The sequence below is a fragment of the Slackia exigua ATCC 700122 genome (assembly GCF_000162875.1).
Lineage (GTDB): Bacteria > Actinomycetota > Coriobacteriia > Coriobacteriales > Eggerthellaceae > Slackia > Slackia exigua.
This window is the reverse complement of record NZ_GG700631.1, coordinates 396,963-417,793: the sequence shown is the minus strand read 5'-3', so window position 1 is coordinate 417,793 and position 20,831 is coordinate 396,963. Positions and strand designations below refer to the sequence as shown.

The window sequence follows — 20,831 nt, the reverse complement described above, 5'->3', positions numbered from 1 at the left end:
GGCATCCATTTCGAATGAACGGGGCCCGACGGCCCCGAATCCGACCGACGAGACGAGAAAGACCGGACGATGAATTCATTTCGCACACGCACCCTGCTTCGCATGAGCGAGCTGTATATGCCCACGATCAAGGAGGATCCGGCGGATGCCGACGTCACGTCGGCGAAGCTGCTCTATCGCGCGGGCATGCTGCGCAAGGAGGCGTCGGGGCTGTATTCGTTTCTGCCCCTGGGGATGCGCGTGCTCAACAAGCTCGAGTCCATCATCCGCGAGGAGATGGATTCCCACGGCGCCCAGGAGATCCTGATGCCGTTCGTGCAGTCGTCCGATCTCTGGCGCGAAAGCGGCCGCTGGGGGGCGTACGGCGAAGAGATGCTGCGCATGGCCGACCGCCACGGCAACGAGTTCTGCCTTGGGCCGACGCATGAGGAGGTCGTGACCGACCTGGTCAAAAACGAGCTGCGCAGCTACAAGGACCTTCCGCGCAACCTCTATCAGATCCAGCTCAAGTTCCGCGACGAGCGCAGGCCCCGCTTCGGGCTTCTGCGCAGCCGCGAATTCATCATGAAGGACGCTTACAGCTTCGATGCCGACCGCGAGGGGCTCGACGCGAGCTACGAGCGCATGCGCGAGGCCTACGAGAACGTCTGCGACCGCATGGGGCTCGAATACCGCGTCGTCGTGGCCGATGCGGGCCAGATCGGCGGAGACGGCGGCACCGAGGAGTTCATGGTGCTCGCCGATAACGGCGAGGCCGAGCTCGTCTATTGCGACTGCGGCTATGCGGCCGACGTCGAGGCCGCCGCCTGCACGCCTGCTCCCGTGCCGTACATGCGCGCGAAGGAGGGCATGCCCGCAGGCGACGTGCGGGAAAAGGTCGCTACGCCGGGCGTCCATACGATCGACGAGCTGGCGGCGTTTCTGGGCATTCCCGCCGCCGCCTGCATGAAGGCGTTTTCGGGCAAGGACGGCGAAGGCACCGTCTGGGTGCTCTTCGTTCCCGGCGACTACGAGGTCAACGAAGATAAGGCGTCGAACCTCCTCGGAGGCTTCGCGCCCCTCACCGACGACGAGATGAAGGACGCGGGGCTCGTCAAGGGATCCATGGGACCGGTCGGCCTGCCGGCAGGCGTGAAGGTCGCGGCCGATGCGAGCCTTAAGGGCATCGAGCGCTGGGTCGTCGGCGCGAACGAGGACGGGTTCCACTTCGTCGGCGCCGCCCAAGGCGACGACTTCAAGGTCGATGCCTGGGGCGATCTGTGCACCGTGCGCGAAGGGGACGCGTGCCCGCAGTGCGGCTCGCCCCTGCGCAGCGCACGCGGCATCGAGGTCGGCCAGATCTTCAAGCTCGGCGACAAATATTCCCGCGCCATGGGCGCCACGTTCATGGATGCCGACGGCTCGGAGAAGCCGTTCATCATGGGATGCTACGGCATCGGCGTGTCGCGCGCGATGGCTGCGGCCGTCGAGCAGCGCAACGACGAGCACGGCATCATCTGGCCCGCCGCCATCGCGCCGGCCCATGTCGCCGTCATCCCCCTGTCGCCGAAACCCGACGAGGTCACGGCCGCGGCCGAGGAGCTTGCGGGCGCGCTGGCCGATGCGGGCCTCGAGGTGGTCATCGACGACCGCGACGAACGCGCGGGCGTGAAATTCAACGACAACGACCTGATCGGCTGGCCGGTCCAGGTGGTCGTCGGCAAGCGCGGCCTGAAGGAGGGCGTGGTCGAGGTCAAGGACCGCGCGACGGGCGAGAAGGAATCGGTGGCTCTCGATCAGGTCCTTTCCGCCGTCGAGCGGGTCCTTTCCTAGAGGCGCGGGCCCGCGTCGAGCGCGCATTCGCACGGACGGACGCCCGACGCGGGCGAATCATGCGTTTCGAGCCTTCCGTGCGCAGCGCTTCGCACGGCGCTCGGGAATACGATGTCGACGAATCTCGAACGGGGATGCCGAGGATGGAATTGCTTGCGCCGGCAGGCGGCTGGGAACAGCTCGAATGCGCGGTCGCGTTCGGCGCCGACGCGGTGTACCTGGCCACGCCGCGCTACGGCATGCGCCATCGCGCCGACAACTTCGCCGAAGCGGATATTCCGCGTGCCGTCGCCTTCGCGCATGCGCGTGGCGCGGCGGTGCACGTCACGGTCAACACCATCATGTCCGACGCGGATACCGACGACCTGCCCCGCTATTTCGCGATGCTGGCCGACGCGGGCGTCGATGCGTTCATCGTCGCCGATGCGGGAGCCATCGCCATCGCCCGCGAAGCGGCTCCGCGCGTCGCCATCCATCTGTCCACGCAGGCCTCCGTCATGAACGCCGCCGCGGCGCGCCTGTACGCCTCGCTCGGCGTGACGCGCATCGTCGTCGCGCGCGAGATGGGCCTTTCGGCCATCGCCGAGATGCGTCGGCGCCTGCCCCAGGGCATGCAGATCGAGGCGTTCGCGCACGGATCGATGTGCATGGCCTATTCGGGACGTTGTCTGATCAGCGATTATCTTGTCGGCGACGGACGCGGCGCCAACAAGGGCAACTGCGCGCAGCCATGCCGATGGGGATATACGCTCGTGGAGCGCACGCGTCCCGGGCAGTCGTTCGACATCGAGGAGGAACCGCCGGTAGCCGGCGGCGTCGACGCGTCCGCCCCTGCCGAGTCGTTCATCATGAGCTCGAACGACATGTGCATGCTCGAGCACCTCGACGACCTTGCGGCCGCCGGCGTCGAGAGCATCAAGATCGAGGGCCGCGCCAAGGGCGCCTATTACGTCGCCGCGGTCGTGAACGCCTACCGTCATGTGCTCGACGGCGAACCTGCGTCCGTGTGGGCTTCCGAGCTCGAGACCGTGAGCCACAGGCCCTATTCCACGGGGTTCTACTACGGCGATCCGGGTCAGAACGCCGTATCGGACCAGTACGTGCGGGCCTACCACATGGTGGCGCGCGTCGCGGGGATCGATGCGGCCGCATTCGGGACCGGTCGGATTCCGTCTGCCGAAGCATCCGGCGGCCCGGGCGCCGGATGCATCGGTTCCGAGCGCGCGGCCGCCGCAGCGCGAGGCGATACGCGCGCGTCCGGCACGCGAGCCTCTCTCGTCTGCCGCAACCGGTTTGCCGAAGGCGACGTCGTCGAAGCCCTGCGTCCGACAGCTCCGATCGAATCGTTCGAGGTGAAAGACCTCGTATGGCATGCCCCTCCCGATTTCGACCTGACCGACGTGCGCCGCGATGCGCCCGATTCCATCCTCGGCCCCGACCCTGCGCGTCCGGGCGGGCATCTCGTCAAGGTCGATGTGGCGAACCGCACGATGGAGTGCTATTCGTGCGCCGCGTCCGTGCGCCTTTCGCCGGGCGATATCCTCCGTACGAAGGCGTAGGCGAAACGACCCCGAAACGCATGTCATTCAGGGCCAACGGATTCTCTGCATATAGTAAGATTGGGGCCGCAAGGTATGACGGCGGCATCGAAGGCCGCCGTCTCTGACGAAAGATAGGAGCCAGCCATGGGTCAGAAGGCCGAGGAGACGCTCGACATCTCATTCGACGAGTTCTCCAATTACCTGCGCGCCCACACGCGCATCTTCATGGACGTCGAGGGCGGGTCGTACTACCTGACCCATACCGACGGGTATTGGCGAGCTCAGGATTGCGCGGTCATGAACGACAAGGGCCATTTCACCGACTGTTCGGACCTCGTCCCCACGTTGAGCGAATTCTTAGGTCTCACCTGGCTTGACGGAAAGAAGATAGAAGACGTCTTCGACGAATCGACGTTCTATAAGAGCATCCAGGATTAACCGTCGCGCCCGTTTCGGCGCTTCGCAGAGGATCGAGACGCGGAAGGCGGGCCCGAGGGTCCGCCTTCCCGGTTTCTGCCGACGCCCACGTGCGTGCAATGTTCGACACGCAGGGAAAATCGTGTATCCTGACAATCCTTCAAACTTCGTCGCGGCCTGCGTTCGCCCTGCCCGCCGCACGATGCGCACGCACGCGCATGGCATGAATCGGAGGGTTCATCGTGAAATTGGTCGTAACCGAGAAGAACGACGCGGCCCAGCAGATATCGTCGCTGCTCGGAGGCACGCGCCCGAAAGCCGACAAGGTCTATAGCACGCCGGTCTACCGCCTGACGGTGGACGGCGAGGAATGGGTCTGCATCGGCCTGCGCGGCCATATCCTCGAACCCGATTTCGTCCCTTCGATCGTCTACAAGAAGTCCAAAGGCTGGCAGGCCGTCACGGCCGACGGCGAGGTCTTCCCGACCACGCTGCCCGCGCATCTTCCGAAGCCTCCGTTCAAGACCAAGCGCAAGCCCTTCACGGCCGACGGCGTGGCGCTCAACACCTGGAAGATGGACACGCTCCCGTATCTCACCTACGCGCCTATCGAGAAGCTTCCCAAGGAAAAGGACATCATCCGCAGCCTGAAGAACCTCGCCAAGAAGGCCGACGAGATCATCATCGCCACCGACTTCGACCGCGAAGGCGAGCTCATCGGATCCGACGCCTTGAGCTGCATCCAAGAGGTCAACCCCGATGTCCCCGTCGCGCGCGCCCGCTATTCCGCGTTCACGAAGCCCGAGATCGAGCATGCCTTCTCGCACCTCGTCCCGCTCGACGTGAACCTCGCGCAAGCGGGAGAGAGCCGTCAGGACATCGATCTGATCTGGGGCGCCGTGCTCACGCGCTTTCTGACCATCGTGAAGTTCGCGGGGTATGGCAACGTGCGCTCGTCCGGTCGCGTCCAGACGCCGACCCTCGCGCTCATCGTCGCCCGCGAACGCGAGCGCATGGCGTTCGTGCCCGAGGATTACTGGGTGGTGAAGGGCCTGTTCGCCGATGGGGCGGATGAGTTCGAAGCCACGTACGCGCAGAAGCGCATCTCGGACAAGGCCCAAGCCGATGCCGTCATGGCGCATATCGAGGGCGTCGATTCCGCCCGGGTGTCGGCGATCGAGAAACGTCGGCGCACCATCGCCCCGCCGGCCCCGTTCAACACGACGAGCCTGATGGCCGCCGCCGCCAACGAGGGCCTGTCGCCCGCGCGCACGATGCGCCTCGCCGAGAGCCTCTACATGGCCGGCATCATCAGCTATCCGCGCGTCGACAACACGGTCTATCCCGATTCGCTCGACCTGGCCGATGTCGTCCGCGTCCTCTCGAAGGTCCCGGCATACGCCCCGTACTGTCAGAAGCTCCTGTCCAAGGGCGCGCTTTCCGCCACGCGCGGCAAGCAGGAGACCACCGACCATCCGCCCATCTACCCGACGGCGCCGGCCGATCCCGACTCGCTCGATCCTGCCCAGTGGAAGCTCTACAACCTGATCGCCCGCCGCTTCCTCGCCACGCTCTCCGAGTCCGCCATCACCGAGAACACGAAGGTCACGTTCGATGTGAACTCCGAGCCGTTCGACACGAGCGGCGTCATCACGCAGAAGCCGGGCTTCAGGGCCATCTATCCGTACGGCCGCAAGAAGGATGTCCAGCTCCCGCCTCTCGAGCAGGGGCAGACGGTCGATTTCAAAGGCGCGGCCTGCGAGAAGAAGCAGACCCAGCCGCCGGCGCGCTATTCCCAGGGCGTGCTCATCCAGGAGATGGAGAAGCTCGGGCTCGGCACCAAGGCCACGCGCGCGTCCATGATCGAGCGCCTGTACCAGGTGAAGTACATCCAGAACGATCCGATCGAGCCGAGCCAGCTCGGCATCGCGGTCTGCGACGCGTTGGGCAAGTTCGCGCCCCAGATCACGAGCCCCGACATGACGGCCACGCTCGAAGAGGACATGAACAGGATCGCCGAGGGCGAAAAGACCCGGCAGGATGTCGTCGACCTCTCGCGCGACATCCTGAACGACGTCCTCCGCGAGCTTCTGCCGCACCAGGAAGAGGTCAAGGACGCGCTCGCCGACGCGGTCGCTGCGGACGCATACGTGGGCCCGTGCCCCAAGTGCGGACGCGACCTGCAGATCCGCGCATCCAACAAGACGCATTCCATGTTCATCGGCTGCGCGGGATGGCCGGAATGCGACGTCACGTATCCGCTGCCCAAGGGCAAGATCGAATCGATGGAGGAGCGCTGCCCGACCTGCGGCATGCCCCAGATCAAGGTCACGGCCTTCCGCTCCAAGCCGCGCGTCCAGTGCATCGATCCGAGCTGCCCGACCAATGTCGAGCCCGATCTCGTGGTCGGGACGTGCCCGGCCTGCGCCGCGAAGGGCCTGGACAAGAAGCTCGTCGCCACGAAGAACCCTCGCACGCTCAAGCGCTTCATCCGCTGCGAGAACTACGAGGAATGCGAGACGAGCTATCCGCTCCCCGCGACGGGCAAGCTGACGGCGACCGACGAGGCCTGCCCGGATTGCGGGGCCCCTCTGGTCGTCGTCACGACGGCGCGCGGCCCCTGGAAGCTCTGCCCCAACTTCGGCTGCCCCGGCAAGGAGGAGAAGGCGAAGGCATCGGGCGCGCGCAAGGGCGCGGCCAAGGGCGGGGCCAAGGCCAAGGGCCGCGCACGCGCGCGATCGGCGTCGAAGGCGAAGTAGCCTTCGGTCCGCGCGGCAGCGAAACGCATTTGGCCAACGCGAAGGCGAGGGCGGCTATGGCGCTTCGGCCCGCGCGGCAGCGAAACGCATCCATTCCCGATATGACGATGCCCAAGGCCTCGGCTTCGGTCCGCGCAGCGGCGAAACGCATGGCGACCAGGTGGAGCAGGTTGTGTGGAGACGCGCGCGTCCCTTGCACGACCTGCTTTTCGCATCTATAATGCTCGGTTGCGTCTGGTTCTGTATGGATACACCCGGGCGCGTGGGCAACTCGGAGCCGTAGATCTGCACCTCCCATATGCAGGTCAAGCGACAATCGGGTCCCACGAACGCGAAGATGGCTTTCGGTGTGCGTCGGGTTCCGGCGTGCGATGGGAAGCCGAAGAAAGGAAAGACATGGGAGTCAAGCAGTACAAGCCGACCAGCCCCGGCCGTCGCTTCCAGATGGTCTCTGACTTCGCAGAGATCACGACCAGCACGCCGGAGAAGTCGCTGCTTGCGCCTCTGCCCAAGAAGGCAGGACGCAACAACTACGGCCGCATCACCACCCGCCATCAGGGCGGCGGCAACAAGCGCCGTTACCGCATCATCGACTTCAAGCGCAGGAAGGACGGCGTGCCCGCCAAGGTCGCCACGATCGAATACGATCCGAACCGTTCCGCCCGCATCGCCCTTCTGCACTACGCGGACGGCGAGAAGCGCTACATCCTTCACCCGAAGGGCCTGAAGGTCGGCGATACCATCACCTCCGGAACCGGTTCCGACATCAAGCCCGGCAACGCGCTCGCGCTCGCCGACATCCCCGTCGGCACGCTCATCCACGCCGTCGAGCTCCAGCCCGGCCGCGGCGCCGCGCTCGCCCGTTCCGCAGGCACTTCCATTCAGCTCATGGGCAAGGAAGGCAACTACGCCATCCTCCGCATGCCCTCTTCCGAGATGCGTCGCGTTCTCCTTACCTGCCGCGCCACCATCGGAGAGGTCGGCAACGCCGAGCACTCCAACATCAAGATCGGCAAGGCCGGCCGCAACCGCTGGAAGGGCATCCGCCCGACCGTCCGCGGCACCGTCATGAATCCTGTCGACCACCCGCACGGCGGTGGCGAAGGCAAGAACAAGACCGCAGGCCGCCATCCTGTCAGCCCGTGGGGCGTGCCTACCAAGGGCCATCGCACCCGCAACGCCAAGAAGGCTTCGAGCCGCCTGATCATCCGTCGCCGCAAGAAGTAGCGCGCGACGTTACGTTAAGGAGAGAACGTGAGCAGAAGTTTGAAGAAGGGTCCTTTCGTCGAACCGCGTCTCCTTGGCCGCATCCAGGCCATGAACGCCTCCGGCGAGAAAAACGTCATCAAAACGTGGTCCCGCGCCTCCACCATCTTCCCCGAGATGGTCGGGCATACGATCGCCGTCCACGACGGCCGCAAGCATGTCCCCGTATACATCACCGAATCCATGGTCGGTCACAAGCTGGGCGAATTCGCCCCGACCCGCACCTTCCGTGGCCATGTCAAGAAGACGAAATAAAGGAGGTAAGCACTCATGGAAGCAAGAGCCACTGCTAAGTACGTGCGTGTGAGCCCCCGCAAGGCCCGCATCGTCGTCGACCAGGTCCGCGGCAAGGATATCCCGCGTGCGCGCGAAATCGTCGCGTTTTCCGAGCGCGCCATCGCCGAGACCGTCGGCAAGGTCATCGACTCCGCCGTCGCCAACGCCGTGAACAACCACGGCATGAGCGACAAGAATCTCTTCATCAAGGCCGCCTTCGTCGACGAAGGCCCCACGATGAAGCGCTTCCGCCCCCGCGCGAAGGGCTCCGCGTCGCCGATCCGCAAGCGGACCAGCCACATCACCGTCATCGTCGCACCCCGAGAGGAGGCATAATCGCATGGGCCAGAAAGTAATGCCCACCGGCTTCCGCCTCGGTATCACCGAAGACTGGCGCAGCCGCTGGTACGCCGATAAGGATTACGCCAAGACCCTCGAGAACGACCTCGCCATCCGTCGTTTCCTCGAGAAGAAGCTCGCCCGCGCCGCCGTCTCCAAGATCGAGATCGAGCGCGCCGGCGACAAGACCAAGATCATCGTCACGACCGCCCGTCCCGGCGTCGTGATCGGCAAGAAGGGCGCCGAGATCGACGCGCTCCGCAAGGAGGTCGCGAAGGTCGCCACCGGCCAGGTCAACATCGAAGTCATCGAGGTCAAGCGCCCCGAGCTCGATGCCACGCTGGTCGCCCGCTCCATCGCCGAGCAGCTCGAAGGCCGCGTTGCCTTCCGCCGCGCGATGCGCAAGGCCGTCCAGTCCGCCCGCAAGAGCGGCGCGCTCGGCATCCGCATCCAGTGCTCCGGCCGTCTGGGCGGCGCCGAGATGAGCCGTCGCGAGTGGTACCGCGAAGGCCGCGTGCCTCTGCACACCCTGCGCGCCAAGATCGACTACGGCTTCACCACCGCCTCCACGACGATGGGCTCCATCGGCGTGAAGGTCTGGATCTACCATGGCGAAATGCTGCCGGGCGGCAAGGTTCCCCAGCCGGCCCTCGAGGGCAGCTCGCGCCCGAGCCGCGGCCGCCGTGGCGACCGCAACGAAAGGGGTGCTAAATAATGCTAGCTCCTAAACGCGTGAAGCACCGCAAGGTGCAGCGCGGCTCCATGAAGGGCAAGGCCAAGGGCGGCACCAGGCTCAACCACGGCGAATACGGCATCCAGGCGCTCGAAGCCCACTGGATCACCAACCGCCAGATCGAAGCCGCGCGTATCGCCATGACCCGCGAGATGAAGCGTGGCGGCAAGGTCTGGATCACCATCTTCCCGGACAAGCCGATCACCCAGAAGCCCGCCGAGACCCGCATGGGTTCCGGCAAAGGCAACCCCGAGGGTTGGGTCGCCGTCGTGAAGCCCGGCCGCATCATGTTCGAGATCGGCGGCGTCGAGGACGAGGTCGCGCGCGAAGCGCTCCGTCTCGCCATCAACAAGCTGCCCATCAAGTGCAAGATCGTGACCAAGGAAACGGAGGCTGCTGAATAATGAAGGCTGCAGAAGTTCGTGAGCTTTCCTCCGACGACCTGACGTCGAAGCTCAAGGAGGCCCGCGCCGAGCTGTTCAACCTGCGTTTCCAGATGGCAACCAGCCAGTTGGACAATACGGCTCGCGTGAAGCAGGTCAAGAAGGACATCGCGCGCATTCAGACCGAAATGCGCGCTCGTGAGATCGCCGCTGCCGGCGCGTCGAAATAAGGATGAGTGGGATCGATGAGTGAAGAAACCCGTAACTCCCGCAAGGTCCGTCAGGGCGTTGTGGTAAGCGCGGTCAATGACAAGACCATCGTCGTGAAGGTCGAGTCGCGCAAGCCGCACCCCGTGTACGGCAAGATGATGACGACCACCAAGAAGTTCCATGCCCATGACGAGCGGAACGAATGCGGCGTCGGCGATACCGTCGAGATCATGGAGACGCGTCCTCTGTCCAAGATGAAGCGCTGGCGTCTCGTCCGCATCATCGAGAAGGCCAAATAGTTCGCGCCCTCTGCGTGATCTAGTATCGGAAGGATTTCACAATGATTCAGATGCAAACCATGCTGAACGTTGCGGACAACTCCGGCGCTCGCAAGGTGCAGTGCATCAAGGTCCTCGGCGGCTCCAAGCGCCGCTACGCTGGCCTGGGTGACGTCATCATCTGCAGCGTCAAGGAAGCTTCTCCCAACGGCTCGGTCAAGAAGGGCGAAGTCGTCCGCTGCGTCGTCGTGCGCGTCAAGAAGCAGATCCGCCGCAAGGACGGCAGCTACATCCGCTTCGACGAGAACGCCGCCGTGCTCATCGGCCAGGACGGCGCCCCTCGCGGCACCCGTATCTTCGGGCCCGTCGCACGCGAACTGCGCGACAAGAAGTACATGAAGATCGTGTCTCTGGCACCTGAGACGCTGTAGGGGAGGTGCACAGGATATGAACAGCATGCGTATTCGCAAGGGCGACAAGGTCGTCGTCATAGCGGGCAAGGACAAGGGCAAGGAAGGCGTCGTTCTCCGTGCCATCCCGACCAGGCAGCGCGTCGTCGTCGAAGGCTGCGGCATGGTCAAGAAGGCCGTCCGCCCCACCCAGCAGAACCCTCAGGGCGGCATCACGCGCGTCGAGGCCCCCATCCACGTGTCCAACGTGATGCTCGTCTGCCCGAAGACCGGCAAGCCGACCCGCATCGGCATCCGCCGCGATGAAAACGGCAAGCGCATCCGCGTCAGCAAGGCAGGCAACTGCGATATCGACTAGTTCGATCGCGTAATCGTCGGGGCCGAACCGTTCGGCCCCGTTCCATGGCCCCTGCCGGCATCCGGCATGGGACGCAGGGTCGGCAATCCTGCGTTTAATTCATCGAAAAGGAGAATGTGCGATGACTGCACCTCGTCTGAAGGAAAAGTACCGGTCCGAGATCGTTCCTCAGCTTGAGAAGGAACTCTCGATCGACAACATCAACGAAGTCCCGCGCCTCGACAAGATCGTCATCAACATGGGCGTCGGCGAAGCCGCTTCCGATTCCAAGCAGCTCGACGCCGCGATGAACGATCTGCGCGTCATCAGCGGCCAGCAGCCCTGCGTGACCCGCGCCAAGAAGTCCATCGCGAGCTTCCATATCCGCCAGGGCATGGCCATCGGCTGCAAGGTCACGCTCCGCGGCGACCGCATGTGGGAATTCCTCGATCGCCTGCTGGCCCTCGCCCTTCCTCGCGTCCGCGACTTCCGCGGCGTTTCCCCGAAGAGCTTCGACGGCCGCGGCAACTACAGCCTCGGCATCACCGACCAGATGATCTTCCCCGAGATCGAGTACGACAAGGTCGATCGCACCCGCGGCATGGACATCGCGTTCGTGACCACCGCGGAAACCGATGAAGAAGCCAAGGCGCTTCTCAGCGCGCTCGGATTCCCTTTCAAGAAGTAGTACACTTCCCACTCAGCATGCTTCGAACGGCGGCTTCGCACGAAACCGCCCGACAAGTAAGGAAAGAAGGAGAGAATGGCAAAAAAGTCGATGATCGCCAAAGCGAAGCGCGAGCCTAAGTTCTCGACGCGCGCGTATACGCGCTGCACCCGCTGCGGACGCCCCCATTCGGTGTACCGCAAGTTCGGACTGTGCCGCGTCTGCCTGCGCGAGCTCGCTCTCAAAGGCGAACTCCCCGGCGTGACCAAGGCTTCCTGGTAGAAGGCAAACGTCACGGTCGGTGTGCCTGCCGGTAAGGCGTATGCGTCACGGGCGCCCTTGCGTACCTCCGGCTTGCTCATCACGAGTCAAAGGAGAAACCCCACATGACTATGAACGATCCCATCGCAGATATGCTTACGCGCGTGCGCAACGCGAACGCTGTCTGCAAGCCGACGGTTTCCATGCCGTCTTCCAAGAAGCTCGTCGAAATCGCCCGCATCATGACCGAGGAAGGCTATGTGCAGGGCTTCGACGTCATCGAAAGCCAGCCGCGCGACATCCTCGAGATCACGATGAAGTACGGCGAGAAGAAGGCCAAGGTCATCCGCGGCATCAAGCGCATCTCCAAGCCCGGCCTGCGCATCTATGCCGGCAAGGACGAGCTGCCCCGCGTTCTCGGCGGTCTGGGCACGGCCATCGTATCCACCTCCAAGGGCGTCATGACCGACCGCGATGCGCGCAAGGCGGGCGTCGGCGGCGAAGTCATCGCGTACATCTGGTAAGGAAAGGAAAGGAGCTAGATATGTCCCGTATCGGTAAGCAGCCCATTCCGGTTCCTGCCGGAGTCGAGGTCACCATCAAGGATCGCACGGTCGCCGTCAAAGGCCCCCTCGGCGAGCTCTCCTATGTGCATCCCGAGGCCATCACCGTCGTTCAGGAAGGCGACGAGATCGTCGTCACCCGTCCGGACGACGAGCGTCAGAACCGTGCGTACCACGGTCTGGTGCGCGCGCTCATCGCGAACATGGTCGAAGGCGTGACCAAGGGCTTCGAAAAGAGGCTCGAGCTGGTCGGCGTCGGCTACCGCGCCTCCCTCAAGGGCGGCAAGCTCGATCTTCAGCTCGGTTTTTCCCATCCCGTCGTGGTCGAGGCTCCCGAAGGCATCACCTTCGAGGTGCCCGATCAGACGCACATCGTCGTGCGCGGCATCGACAAGCAGAGGGTCGGCGAGACCGCGGCCATCGTCCGCAAGTGGCGCAAGCCCGAGCCGTACAAGGGCAAGGGCATCCGCTACGAGGGCGAGCATGTCCGCCGCAAGGAAGGCAAAGCCGGCAAGGCCGAGAAATAGCCGCGTGAAGGGATTTTGAGATGAACAAGCTTCAGAAGAAACAAGCTGGGCTGGCGCGTCGCCACCGTCGCGTGCGCGGCAAGGTCTCCGGCACCGCCGCACGTCCTCGCCTCTGCGTCACCCGTTCCAACTCCAACATCTATGTCCAGTTCGTCGACGACGTTGCTGGCAAGACTCTCTACGGCGAGGGCACCCTCGGCGCAGACTTCAAGGCCACCGGCAAGTCCGGCGCGAACGTCGAGGGCGCGTCCGCCCTGGGCGGCATCGTCGGCAAGAAGGCTCTCGAGAAAGGCATCACCGAGATCGTCTTCGACCGCGGCGGCAACCTCTATCACGGTCGCGTCAAGGCTCTCGCCGACGGCGCCCGCGAAGCCGGCCTGAAGTTCTAAGAAAGGGTAGCTTAGATGACTCCTCGTAAAGAAGAAAAGAATCAGAGCGCTGTTCCCGAGCTTCAGGAACGCGTCGTCTACATCAACCGCGTGTCGAAGGTCGTCAAGGGCGGCCGTCGCTTCGGCCTGACCGCCTTGGTCGTGGTCGGCGACGGCAACGGCACCGTCGGCGTCGGCATGGGCAAGAGCCAGGAAGTGCCCATCGCCATCCGCAAGGGCATCGAAGACGCGAAGAAGAACCTCTTCACGGTTCCTCTGACCGAAGCCAAGACCCTTCCGCACGAAATCATCGGCGAGTTTGGCGCGGGCCGCGTCCTTCTCAAGCCCGCCACCCCCGGTACCGGCGTCATCGCCGGCGGCCCGGTGCGTGCGGTCATGGAGCTCGCAGGCGTCCAGGACGTCCTCACCAAGTCCCTCGGCACCGACAACGCGATGAACGTCGTCAAGGCGGCCGCCGAAGGCCTCAAGATGATGTCGTCCGCGACCGAGACGGCCGAGCGCCGCAACATCACCGTGGGCAAGATCTACGGCTGGTCCGAAAAGAAGGAGGCGTAAGGGCTCATGGCAGACGCTACGAAGACTCTGCGCATCAAGCAGATCAAGTCGTCCATCGGCTACAAGTACGACCAGGGGCAGACGCTTCGCTCCCTGGGCCTCGGCAAGATCAACCGCGTGGTCGAGCAGAAGGACACGCCGGTCATCCGCGGCATGATCTTCAAGGTCAAGCATCTCGTCGAAGTCGAAGAGATCTAAACCTCCTCGCACGGCGAACGCACAGCCCGCTTCGGCGGGCTTTTTTCTTTTCCCGTGTTCTTCGGTGCTAAGGACGGACACTTCGTGTATCATGTACAAGCTTATGCGGCTGGGCGGTGCATCGCGCCCGAAGGTCGCATGCCTATGAAGTTGGCCAGCGAGCGAGCTGCTGGCTGAAACGGAGGATTTCCTCCGTTGAGAAAAGCGAAAGGAAGCTTTGTATGGAACTCAAGGATCTCAGGCCTGCTGCAGGCTCTCGTAAGAACCGCAAGCGCGTCGGCCGCGGCCCCGCGTCGGGCACCGGCAAGACTGCCGGTCGCGGCATGAACGGCCAGAAGTCCCGCGCAGGCGGCGGCAAGGGCGCCGGCTTCGAAGGCGGCCAGACCCCTCTGGCGATGCGCCTGCCGAAGCTGGGCGGTTTCCGCAACATCAACCGCGTGGAATATCTGCCCGTCAACGTCTCCCGCATCGAAGAGAAGTTCGAGGCCGGCGACGTCGTCGATCACGACGCCCTCGTCGCGAAGGGCATCATCAAGAAGAACACCGCCCTCGTCAAGGTTCTCGGCGACGGCGACATCACCAAGGCCGTCACGGTCAAGGTGGACAAGGTTTCCGCCAGCGCTGCCGCCAAGATCGAAGCGGCCGGAGGAAAGGTTGAACCGCTTTGCTAAAGACTCTCGTTGATGCATTCAAGGTGCCGGATCTGCGCAATAAGATCCTGTTCACCTTGGCCATCTTGGCGCTGTACCGCTTCGGCGCGTTCGTGCCGGTGCCGGGCATCCCCTTCAACGAGTTCGCGAATTCGTTCACCAGCGGGGGAGGCGTCGGCATGTCGATGCTCGACCTCTTCACCGGCGGCGCGCTTTCGCATTTCTCGGTCTTCTCGCTCGGCATCATGCCGTACATCACGGCATCGATCATCATGCAGCTCATGCAGGGCGTCATCCCGAGCGTGGGCCGCTGGGCGAAGGAAGGCGAGACCGGCCGTCGCAAGATCACCCAGGTCACGCGTTTCATGACGCTCGGCCTCGGCCTCATCAACGCCGTCGGCTACCTGTTCCTCTTCAAGAGCAGCGCCTATGGCGTCGTCTTCACGACCGAGATCCCCGAAATCGTCACCGACCTGATCGTCATCGTCACGCTGGTCGTCGGCACCGCGTTCATCATGTGGATGGGCGAGCTCATCACCCAGCGCGGCGTCGGCAACGGCATGTCGCTCATCATCTTCACGTCGATCATCTCGCGCCTGCCTGGCTCGATCGCGAGCAGCATCAACACCGAGGGCGACTTCGGCATGGGCCTCGCGGTCACGATCCTGATCATCGCCGTCGTGGCGCTCACCATCCCGGCGATCGTCTTCGTCGAGCGCGCCCAGCGCCGCATCCCGGTCAACTACGCCAAGCGCGTCCAGGGCCGTCGCATGATGGGCGGGCAGTCCACCTACATTCCCTTCAAGGTGAATGCGGCGGGGGTCATCCCCATCATCTTCGCAAGCGCCCTGATCTACTTCCCGGCGCAGATCGCGGCCCTGCTCAATGTCAGCTGGCTGACGTCGTTCGCCAACTCGCTCAGCACCGGTCCGGTCAACTGGGTCCTGACCATGATCCTGATCGTCTTCTTCGCGTACTTCTACACGTCGATGGTGTTCAACCCCGACGAGATGAGCGAGAACCTGCGCAAGCAGGGCGGCTTCATCCCGGGCATCCGCCCCGGCAAGGCCACGACCGACTACATCCACGACGTCCTGCGCCGCGTCACGCTGCCGGGCGGCATCTTCATCGGCTTGATCGCCGTCGTGCCGGCCATCCTGTTCTATTTCACGGACAACCAGCTGATCCAGGCGCTCGGCGGCACGTCGATCCTCATCATGATCGGCGTTGCGCTCGACACGATGAACAAGGTGGAATCGCAGCTCAAGATGCACAACTACGAAGGCTTCTTCAAGTAGGCCGCCCTCGGGCGACAGCTCGCCTTCGCGCTGCGCGCACGCGCCCGTCTCTTCGGAGGCGGGCGCTTTTCGTTTCGGGTATCATGCGGAATGCCGCGGGCGATGTCGTCGATCGAAAGGGGAGACGGTGCTTTCAGGAAAGACCATAGTCGTCGGCGTCTCGGGCAGCATCTCTGCCTACAAGGCCGCCGACCTGACGTCTCGTCTCGTGAAGCTCGGATGCGACGTGCGCGTGCTCATGACCGATGCCGCCGCGCGCTTCATATCCGATCTGACGCTTGAGGTGCTGTCCCGCCACCATGTGGTCGTGGGGGCTGCGACCGGGCGCGAATCCGTCCTTGATGCGCTTGCGTGTGAGGCCGACCTCATGATCGTCGCTCCGGCTTCGGCCAATACCGTCGCGCATCTCGCGCACGCCGTCGATGCCGGCTGCGTGTCGTACGTCGCGTCGCGCATGGAGCGTGCGCGTGTGCTGGTCGCCCCGGCCATGAACGTGCACATGTACCGCAACGCCGCGACGCAGGCGAACCTCGACGCGCTCGCATCGAGAGGCATCGTGGTCATTCCTCCTGCCTCGGGCATGCTCGCCTGCGGAGATGAGGGCGAAGGGAAGCTTCCCTCGGTCGACGAGCTCGTTGACTGGGCGGTGCGCGCGAGCGTGCGCGTGAAAGACCTTGCCGGTATGCGCATCGTCGTGTCCGCCGGGCCGACCCGCGAAGCGCTCGATCCGGTGCGCTTCCTGACCAATCGTTCGACCGGTCGCATGGGATACGCCATTGCGCGGCAGGCGATGCTGCGCGGCGCCGATGTCACGCTCGTAAGCGGCCCCGTCGACATTCCGGCCCCGCGCTTCGTGGAGGTCGTCGGCGTTGAAAGCGCAGCCGATATGTTCGAAGCCGTGACGTCGCGCGCGTCCGAGGCCGACGCCGTCATCATGGCCGCCGCCGTCGCCGACTATCGTCCCGCGACGCGCAGCGCGTCGAAGATCAAGAAGAAGGACGGCGATCTGTCGTTGCCGCTCGAACGCACGCAGGACATCCTGGCCTGGCTCGGCGCGCATCGTACGCCGGGGACGCGTCTATGCGGCTTCTCGATGGAAACCGACGACGTCCTTGAGAATTCCCGCGCGAAGCTCGTGCGCAAGGGCGTGGACATGATCGCGGCGAACAGCCTGCGCGAGACGGGTGCGGGTTTCGGGACGCCGACCAACCGCCTGACGCTCATCACGGCGCAGCGCGAGATCGATCTGCCGATGCTCTCGAAGGACGAAGCCGCAGGCCGTCTGCTCGACGAGCTGTTCTCGCCGGAGTTGGCCGCGACGGGATGATCTCGGGTGTCAAGCGCCTCCCCGTTTCCGCTTCATCCCTGGTGCGCCTCGACATCGTTTTTCGCGCAGAGGGCATCGCCCAGGGCATGCGAACGGAAGCGCCTGGCATTCGGCTCGAACATGCAGTACGAGAAGGTAGGAACGAACGTGGTCTTCATCGTGGATATCGGCAATACCAACGTGACGCTCGGTCTTATGGAAGGGCGCGGACGCCTGACCTGGCAGCTGCGCATGCCGACCGACAAGCGCCTGACGGTCGAGGAATTCATGGCTGCGTTCGAATCGGTCATGGGTTCCCATACGTTCGCGCGCGACGCCATCGAAGGCGCCATCGTCAGCTCGGTCGTGCCGGAACTCACCGACGCCATGTCCGCGGCCGTCGAAGCCAAGACGGGCGTCCGCCCGCTCATCGTGCATACGGGTCTTGCGTTGGGAATCGACATCGACATCGACACGCCCGACCGCCTGGGCGTCGATATGATCGCCGATGCCGTGGGCGCCGTGAACGAATACGAAGGGTCGCTCTGCATCTTCGATCTGGGCACGGCGACCACCTGCTCGGTGGTGCGCGCCGATCGCGCCTACATCGGATCGATCATCATGCCGGGCGTCGCCATCTCGCAGAACGCGCTCACGGCCGCGGCGTCGCAGCTTCCCTTCGTCAAGTTCGAGCAGCCGCGCGGGCTCATCGGCCGCACCACGGTCGACAGCATGCGCTCGGGGCTCGTGCACGCGAACGCCGCGATGATCGACGGCCTGGTCGATCGCGTGTCGGACGAGCTGGGCGAATCCGTGACGGCGATACTGACCGGCGGCATCTCCAAGCTTATCGTCCCGGCATGCCGCCGTCCGGTCGTCTACGATGCCGACCTGCTGCTCAAAGGGCTTTGGGATATCTATCGGCTGAACGCGGGGTAGGAGCCGCGAGGCAATCTGTGCGTCGTATCAATCGGCGCGCCGACGCGAACATGCGGCCTGCGCGCTTGATACAATGGATGCACCGTAGCGACAGAAAGGAAGTTCGCGCATGAATATCGTACTGTTGGGCGCGCCGGGTGCCGGCAAGGGCACGCAGGCCGCGAAGCTCGTCGAAGAGTTCGGCACGCCGCACATCTCCACGGGGGACATCCTCCGCGCGGCGGTCAAGAACCAGACCGAACTCGGCAAGAAGGCCAAGTCCTACATGGACGCCGGCGAGCTCGTGCCCGACTCCCTGATCATCGACCTGATGAACGAGCGCCTGCAGGAACCGGATGCCGCCAAGGGCTTCATCCTGGACGGCTTCCCCCGCACAACGGCCCAGGCCGTCTCTCTGGACGCGCTGCTTTCCCAACTCAAGCGTCCGCTCGACGGCGCTCTGCTCGTGGACGTGCCCTTCGACGCCATCGTCGACCGCCTGACCTCGCGTCGTTGCTGCAAAGACTGCGGCGCCATCGGCACCGTGGCCGACGCGTCCTGCCCCAAGTGCGGCGGCGAGATGTACCAGCGCGACGACGACAACGAAGCCACCGTGCGCAACCGCCTGTCCGTCTACGAGCGCAGCACGTCTCCGCTCATCGACTATTACAAAGGCAAGGGCCTGCTTCTGACGGTCGACGGAAACCGTCCGGTCGATACGGTCTATGCCGACGTCAAGGCGCTGCTCGATCTCTAGGCCGCGTCGATGCGTTCGGTCGAAGGCGATCCGAGGTTTCAAGGGTGCGAACCGGTTTCGGTTCGCACCCTTTCATGTCCCGCTCGTGGCGGTGCGCATCCGAGCGTTTCGCGGATGCGGGTTTCGGCCGCGCGGATCGCGGCCTTCACGGCCGCATCGCTTCATGGCTTCGCCCCGTGCCGGCGTTTTCCAGAACGTCCGTCGATGAAAGAAGGTTCGGATGCGTGATATCGAAAGCCTCGCCGATCTATGGGCGCGCCGCGTGGAAGACCCCGAGCTTGCCTGCGACCTTGCCGACATGAGACGGAAATCGTCCGAGGATCTGGCAGATGCCTTCTATCGGGATCTTTCGTTCGGAACGGCCGGGCTGCGCGGCATCCTGGGCGTCGGTACGAACCGCATGAACGTCTACACCGTCGGCCGCGCGACGCAGGGGCTTGCGCGCTATTTGAACGAACGCTTCGATGCGCCGTCGGTCGCCATCGCGCGCGATTCCCGCAACGGGGGCGAAGCCTTCGTCCGCCGCATCGCCGGCGTTCTGGCGGCCAACGGCATCCGCGCGCTCGTGTTCCCGCGCATCGAGCCGACGCCGGCGCTTTCCTTCGCGGTACGCCGTTTGGGCTGTTCTGCAGGCATCAACGTGACGGCGAGCCATAATCCCGCGGCCTATAACGGCTACAAGGTCTACGGCGCGGACGGCTGCCAGATCGCTTCGCAGGCCGCATCCGACATCTCTGCAGCCATCGATGCGGTCGATCCTTTCGATGACGTGCGCTGCATGGATTTCGACGACGCCGTGCGCACGGGTCTCGTCTCGTGGATCGACGACGCGGTTGTGGATGCGTTCATCGATGCCGTTGCCGCGCAGTCGGCCTCCGATGCGCGCGGCCCCTTGAGCGTCGTGTATACGCCCTTGAACGGAACGGGCCTCGAATGCGTTTCACGCATCCTCGAGCGCATCGGCGTGTCCGACGTGACGCTCGTCGAGGAGCAGGCGGTGCCCGACGGCGATTTCCCGACCTGCCCGTATCCCAATCCCGAGACGCGCGGGGCGCTTGAGCGCGGCTTGGCGCTCTGCGAGGAGACGGACGCTGATCTGCTGATCGCCACGGATCCGGATGCCGACCGCGTCGGCGTGGCCGTGCGCCATCAGGGTGCGTATCGCCTTATCAGCGGAAACGAGATGGGCATCCTGCTATTGGACTACCTTGCCCGCGCCCGTCGCGACGCGCAGGGCGGCTTGGACGGGTGCGTCGCCGTCACCACGATCGTCTCCACGTCCATGGTCGATGCGCTCGCGCGCGCGTACGGCTTCGAGCTGCGCCGCACGCTGACAGGCTTCAAGTACATCGGCCGGCAGATCGGCCTGCTCGAAACCGCCGGCCGCGCATCCGATTTCCTCTTCGGGTTCGAGGAGAGCTACGGATACCTTGCCGGCACGCACGTGCGCGACAAGGACGCCGTCGTCGCATCGATGCTCATCTGCGAGATGGCGCGCGACTGCCGTGCGCAGGGGCGCACCCTGATCGATGCTCTTGATGAGCTCTATAGCCGCTTCGGCCATGTGCTCAACCGCACGATTTCGGTCGAATTCCCCGGCGCCGACGGCGCGGCGACGATGCGCCGCATCATGGAAGGGCTGCGCGCCTCGGCGCCCACGCGCTTGGGAGGGCTCGCGGTCGAGAAGATCGTGGATTACGCGGCAGGCGCTCCCATGCCGGTCGTGGGCGGGGCGTCATGCGGGGCGGCGTGTGGACGGGAGGGCGAGGGCCATGATTCCGGCCATCAGGTCCTGCCTGCCGCCGACGTCATCGAGCTGCGGCTCGAGGCGGGCTGCAAGGTCATCGTGCGTCCGAGCGGCACGGAGCCGAAGGTGAAGGCCTACGTCTTCGCCGCGGCGCCGACGCAGGGCGAGGCGCAGGCCTTGCTCGAGCACCTGGATTCCGCCGCCCGCATGCTGCTCGCCTGATGAATCTGCGGG

26 protein-coding genes are annotated in these 20,831 nt (G+C 64.6%); all 26 read left to right on the top strand.

The window, feature by feature from the left end; translation table 11 throughout:
- Positions 1-69 precede the first annotated feature (69 nt).
- The 26 genes from HMPREF0762_RS07890 to HMPREF0762_RS07760 all read left to right on the top strand — a co-directional run bounded on the left by HMPREF0762_RS07890 (position 70) and on the right by HMPREF0762_RS07760 (position 20,819).
- Positions 70-1,812 carry a proline--tRNA ligase gene (locus HMPREF0762_RS07890; RefSeq protein WP_040619460.1) on the top strand — a complete coding sequence of 581 codons (1,743 nt, stop codon included), beginning with the start codon at positions 70-72 and terminating at the stop codon, positions 1,810-1,812.
- Positions 1,813-1,955: 143 nt separating this feature from the next.
- Positions 1,956-3,371 (top strand): U32 family peptidase, encoded by a 1,416-nt coding sequence (locus HMPREF0762_RS07885; RefSeq protein WP_040619572.1) that lies wholly within the window; start codon positions 1,956-1,958, stop codon positions 3,369-3,371.
- A 126-nt stretch (positions 3,372-3,497) separates the two neighbouring features.
- Positions 3,498-3,791, top strand: coding sequence for a C-type lectin-like domain-containing protein (locus HMPREF0762_RS07880; RefSeq protein ID WP_006363116.1), 294 nt, complete (start codon positions 3,498-3,500; stop codon positions 3,789-3,791).
- Between the two features lie 221 nt (positions 3,792-4,012).
- On the top strand, positions 4,013-6,529 hold the full coding sequence (locus HMPREF0762_RS07875; RefSeq protein WP_006363114.1) for a DNA topoisomerase I: 2,517 nt from the start codon (positions 4,013-4,015) through the stop codon (positions 6,527-6,529).
- A gap of 396 nt (positions 6,530-6,925) precedes the next feature.
- Entirely contained in the window at positions 6,926-7,756 is an 831-nt protein-coding gene (gene rplB, locus HMPREF0762_RS07870; protein ID WP_006363112.1) for a 50S ribosomal protein L2, read from the top strand.
- A gap of 27 nt (positions 7,757-7,783) precedes the next feature.
- A complete protein-coding gene (gene rpsS / locus HMPREF0762_RS07865) occupies positions 7,784-8,050 on the top strand; it encodes a 30S ribosomal protein S19 (protein WP_009076267.1) in 267 nt (88 codons plus the stop codon).
- A gap of 15 nt (positions 8,051-8,065) precedes the next feature.
- A complete protein-coding gene (rplV, locus tag HMPREF0762_RS07860) occupies positions 8,066-8,407 on the top strand; it encodes a 50S ribosomal protein L22 (RefSeq protein WP_006363110.1) in 342 nt (113 codons plus the stop codon).
- Positions 8,408-8,411: 4 nt separating this feature from the next.
- Positions 8,412-9,125, top strand: a complete 714-nt coding sequence (gene rpsC / locus HMPREF0762_RS07855; protein WP_006363109.1) for a 30S ribosomal protein S3 — start codon at positions 8,412-8,414, stop codon at positions 9,123-9,125.
- Positions 9,125-9,547 (top strand): 50S ribosomal protein L16, encoded by a 423-nt coding sequence (gene rplP, locus HMPREF0762_RS07850; protein ID WP_006363108.1) that lies wholly within the window; start codon positions 9,125-9,127, stop codon positions 9,545-9,547. The genes rpsC and rplP overlap by 1 nt, the downstream gene beginning before the upstream one ends.
- Complete coding sequence (gene rpmC / locus HMPREF0762_RS07845; RefSeq protein WP_006363107.1) at positions 9,547-9,756, top strand: 50S ribosomal protein L29; 210 nt, start codon at positions 9,547-9,549, stop codon at positions 9,754-9,756. The genes rplP and rpmC overlap by 1 nt, the downstream gene beginning before the upstream one ends.
- Positions 9,757-9,771: 15 nt before the next feature.
- Complete coding sequence (rpsQ, locus tag HMPREF0762_RS07840) at positions 9,772-10,035, top strand: 30S ribosomal protein S17 (protein WP_006363106.1); 264 nt, start codon at positions 9,772-9,774, stop codon at positions 10,033-10,035.
- A gap of 41 nt (positions 10,036-10,076) precedes the next feature.
- On the top strand, positions 10,077-10,445 hold the full coding sequence (gene rplN / locus HMPREF0762_RS07835) for a 50S ribosomal protein L14 (protein ID WP_006363105.1): 369 nt from the start codon (positions 10,077-10,079) through the stop codon (positions 10,443-10,445).
- A 16-nt stretch (positions 10,446-10,461) separates the two neighbouring features.
- A complete protein-coding gene (rplX, locus tag HMPREF0762_RS07830; protein ID WP_006363104.1) occupies positions 10,462-10,782 on the top strand; it encodes a 50S ribosomal protein L24 in 321 nt (106 codons plus the stop codon).
- A gap of 121 nt (positions 10,783-10,903) precedes the next feature.
- Positions 10,904-11,449, top strand: a complete 546-nt coding sequence (rplE, locus tag HMPREF0762_RS07825; RefSeq protein WP_006363103.1) for a 50S ribosomal protein L5 — start codon at positions 10,904-10,906, stop codon at positions 11,447-11,449.
- Between the two features lie 75 nt (positions 11,450-11,524).
- Entirely contained in the window at positions 11,525-11,710 is a 186-nt protein-coding gene (locus HMPREF0762_RS07820) for a type Z 30S ribosomal protein S14 (RefSeq protein ID WP_006363102.1), read from the top strand.
- Between the two features lie 104 nt (positions 11,711-11,814).
- The gene (gene rpsH / locus HMPREF0762_RS07815) at positions 11,815-12,213 is read left to right on the top strand and encodes a 30S ribosomal protein S8 (protein WP_006363101.1); all 399 of its coding nucleotides are present in this window, start codon (positions 11,815-11,817) and stop codon (positions 12,211-12,213) included.
- Positions 12,214-12,233: 20 nt separating this feature from the next.
- Positions 12,234-12,779 carry a 50S ribosomal protein L6 gene (gene rplF / locus HMPREF0762_RS07810; protein WP_006363100.1) on the top strand — a complete coding sequence of 182 codons (546 nt, stop codon included), beginning with the start codon at positions 12,234-12,236 and terminating at the stop codon, positions 12,777-12,779.
- A 20-nt stretch (positions 12,780-12,799) separates the two neighbouring features.
- Positions 12,800-13,168 carry a 50S ribosomal protein L18 gene (gene rplR, locus HMPREF0762_RS07805; RefSeq protein ID WP_006363099.1) on the top strand — a complete coding sequence of 123 codons (369 nt, stop codon included), beginning with the start codon at positions 12,800-12,802 and terminating at the stop codon, positions 13,166-13,168.
- A 15-nt stretch (positions 13,169-13,183) separates the two neighbouring features.
- Positions 13,184-13,723, top strand: a complete 540-nt coding sequence (gene rpsE, locus HMPREF0762_RS07800; RefSeq protein ID WP_006363098.1) for a 30S ribosomal protein S5 — start codon at positions 13,184-13,186, stop codon at positions 13,721-13,723.
- Between the two features lie 6 nt (positions 13,724-13,729).
- Positions 13,730-13,921: a 50S ribosomal protein L30 gene (gene rpmD, locus HMPREF0762_RS07795; RefSeq protein WP_006363097.1), complete on the top strand. Its 192-nt coding sequence runs from the start codon at positions 13,730-13,732 to the stop codon at positions 13,919-13,921.
- 221 nt (positions 13,922-14,142) lie between these two features.
- Complete coding sequence (rplO, locus tag HMPREF0762_RS07790) at positions 14,143-14,592, top strand: 50S ribosomal protein L15 (protein WP_006363096.1); 450 nt, start codon at positions 14,143-14,145, stop codon at positions 14,590-14,592.
- Positions 14,586-15,869 carry a preprotein translocase subunit SecY gene (gene secY, locus HMPREF0762_RS07785; RefSeq protein WP_006363095.1) on the top strand — a complete coding sequence of 428 codons (1,284 nt, stop codon included), beginning with the start codon at positions 14,586-14,588 and terminating at the stop codon, positions 15,867-15,869. The genes rplO and secY overlap by 7 nt, the downstream gene beginning before the upstream one ends.
- Positions 15,870-15,996: 127 nt before the next feature.
- Positions 15,997-17,196: a bifunctional phosphopantothenoylcysteine decarboxylase/phosphopantothenate--cysteine ligase CoaBC gene (gene coaBC, locus HMPREF0762_RS07780; protein WP_006363094.1), complete on the top strand. Its 1,200-nt coding sequence runs from the start codon at positions 15,997-15,999 to the stop codon at positions 17,194-17,196.
- 147 nt (positions 17,197-17,343) lie between these two features.
- Positions 17,344-18,114, top strand: coding sequence for a type III pantothenate kinase (locus tag HMPREF0762_RS07775; RefSeq protein ID WP_040619570.1), 771 nt, complete (start codon positions 17,344-17,346; stop codon positions 18,112-18,114).
- Positions 18,115-18,223: 109 nt separating this feature from the next.
- The gene (locus tag HMPREF0762_RS07770) at positions 18,224-18,850 is read left to right on the top strand and encodes an adenylate kinase (RefSeq protein ID WP_006363092.1); all 627 of its coding nucleotides are present in this window, start codon (positions 18,224-18,226) and stop codon (positions 18,848-18,850) included.
- Between the two features lie 220 nt (positions 18,851-19,070).
- Positions 19,071-20,819 carry a phospho-sugar mutase gene (locus HMPREF0762_RS07760; RefSeq protein ID WP_006363091.1) on the top strand — a complete coding sequence of 583 codons (1,749 nt, stop codon included), beginning with the start codon at positions 19,071-19,073 and terminating at the stop codon, positions 20,817-20,819.
- Positions 20,820-20,831 lie beyond the last annotated feature (12 nt).

What these genes read in the sequence shown, in the direction of transcription:
- rplB (WP_006363112.1), top strand. Translation starts at nt 6,926, where the DNA reads ATGGGAGTCAAGCAGTACAAGCCGACCAGCCCCGGCCGTCGCTTCCAG.
- rpsQ (WP_006363106.1), top strand. Translation starts at nt 9,772, where the DNA reads ATGAGTGAAGAAACCCGTAACTCCCGCAAGGTCCGTCAGGGCGTTGTG.
- HMPREF0762_RS07820 (WP_006363102.1), top strand. Translation starts at nt 11,525, where the DNA reads ATGGCAAAAAAGTCGATGATCGCCAAAGCGAAGCGCGAGCCTAAGTTC.
- rplV (WP_006363110.1), top strand. Translation starts at nt 8,066, where the DNA reads ATGGAAGCAAGAGCCACTGCTAAGTACGTGCGTGTGAGCCCCCGCAAG.
- rpsH (WP_006363101.1), top strand. Translation starts at nt 11,815, where the DNA reads ATGACTATGAACGATCCCATCGCAGATATGCTTACGCGCGTGCGCAAC.
- rpmD (WP_006363097.1), top strand. Translation starts at nt 13,730, where the DNA reads ATGGCAGACGCTACGAAGACTCTGCGCATCAAGCAGATCAAGTCGTCC.
- HMPREF0762_RS07760 (WP_006363091.1), top strand. Translation starts at nt 19,071, where the DNA reads ATGCGTGATATCGAAAGCCTCGCCGATCTATGGGCGCGCCGCGTGGAA.
- HMPREF0762_RS07770 (WP_006363092.1), top strand. Translation starts at nt 18,224, where the DNA reads ATGAATATCGTACTGTTGGGCGCGCCGGGTGCCGGCAAGGGCACGCAG.
- rplP (WP_006363108.1), top strand. Translation starts at nt 9,125, where the DNA reads ATGCTAGCTCCTAAACGCGTGAAGCACCGCAAGGTGCAGCGCGGCTCC.
- HMPREF0762_RS07885 (WP_040619572.1), top strand. Translation starts at nt 1,956, where the DNA reads ATGGAATTGCTTGCGCCGGCAGGCGGCTGGGAACAGCTCGAATGCGCG.
- HMPREF0762_RS07890 (WP_040619460.1), top strand. Translation starts at nt 70, where the DNA reads ATGAATTCATTTCGCACACGCACCCTGCTTCGCATGAGCGAGCTGTAT.
- rplE (WP_006363103.1), top strand. Translation starts at nt 10,904, where the DNA reads ATGACTGCACCTCGTCTGAAGGAAAAGTACCGGTCCGAGATCGTTCCT.
- rpsC (WP_006363109.1), top strand. Translation starts at nt 8,412, where the DNA reads ATGGGCCAGAAAGTAATGCCCACCGGCTTCCGCCTCGGTATCACCGAA.
- rplO (WP_006363096.1), top strand. Translation starts at nt 14,143, where the DNA reads ATGGAACTCAAGGATCTCAGGCCTGCTGCAGGCTCTCGTAAGAACCGC.
- rplX (WP_006363104.1), top strand. Translation starts at nt 10,462, where the DNA reads ATGAACAGCATGCGTATTCGCAAGGGCGACAAGGTCGTCGTCATAGCG.
- rpmC (WP_006363107.1), top strand. Translation starts at nt 9,547, where the DNA reads ATGAAGGCTGCAGAAGTTCGTGAGCTTTCCTCCGACGACCTGACGTCG.
- rpsE (WP_006363098.1), top strand. Translation starts at nt 13,184, where the DNA reads ATGACTCCTCGTAAAGAAGAAAAGAATCAGAGCGCTGTTCCCGAGCTT.
- rplR (WP_006363099.1), top strand. Translation starts at nt 12,800, where the DNA reads ATGAACAAGCTTCAGAAGAAACAAGCTGGGCTGGCGCGTCGCCACCGT.
- rplN (WP_006363105.1), top strand. Translation starts at nt 10,077, where the DNA reads ATGATTCAGATGCAAACCATGCTGAACGTTGCGGACAACTCCGGCGCT.
- rplF (WP_006363100.1), top strand. Translation starts at nt 12,234, where the DNA reads ATGTCCCGTATCGGTAAGCAGCCCATTCCGGTTCCTGCCGGAGTCGAG.
- HMPREF0762_RS07880 (WP_006363116.1), top strand. Translation starts at nt 3,498, where the DNA reads ATGGGTCAGAAGGCCGAGGAGACGCTCGACATCTCATTCGACGAGTTC.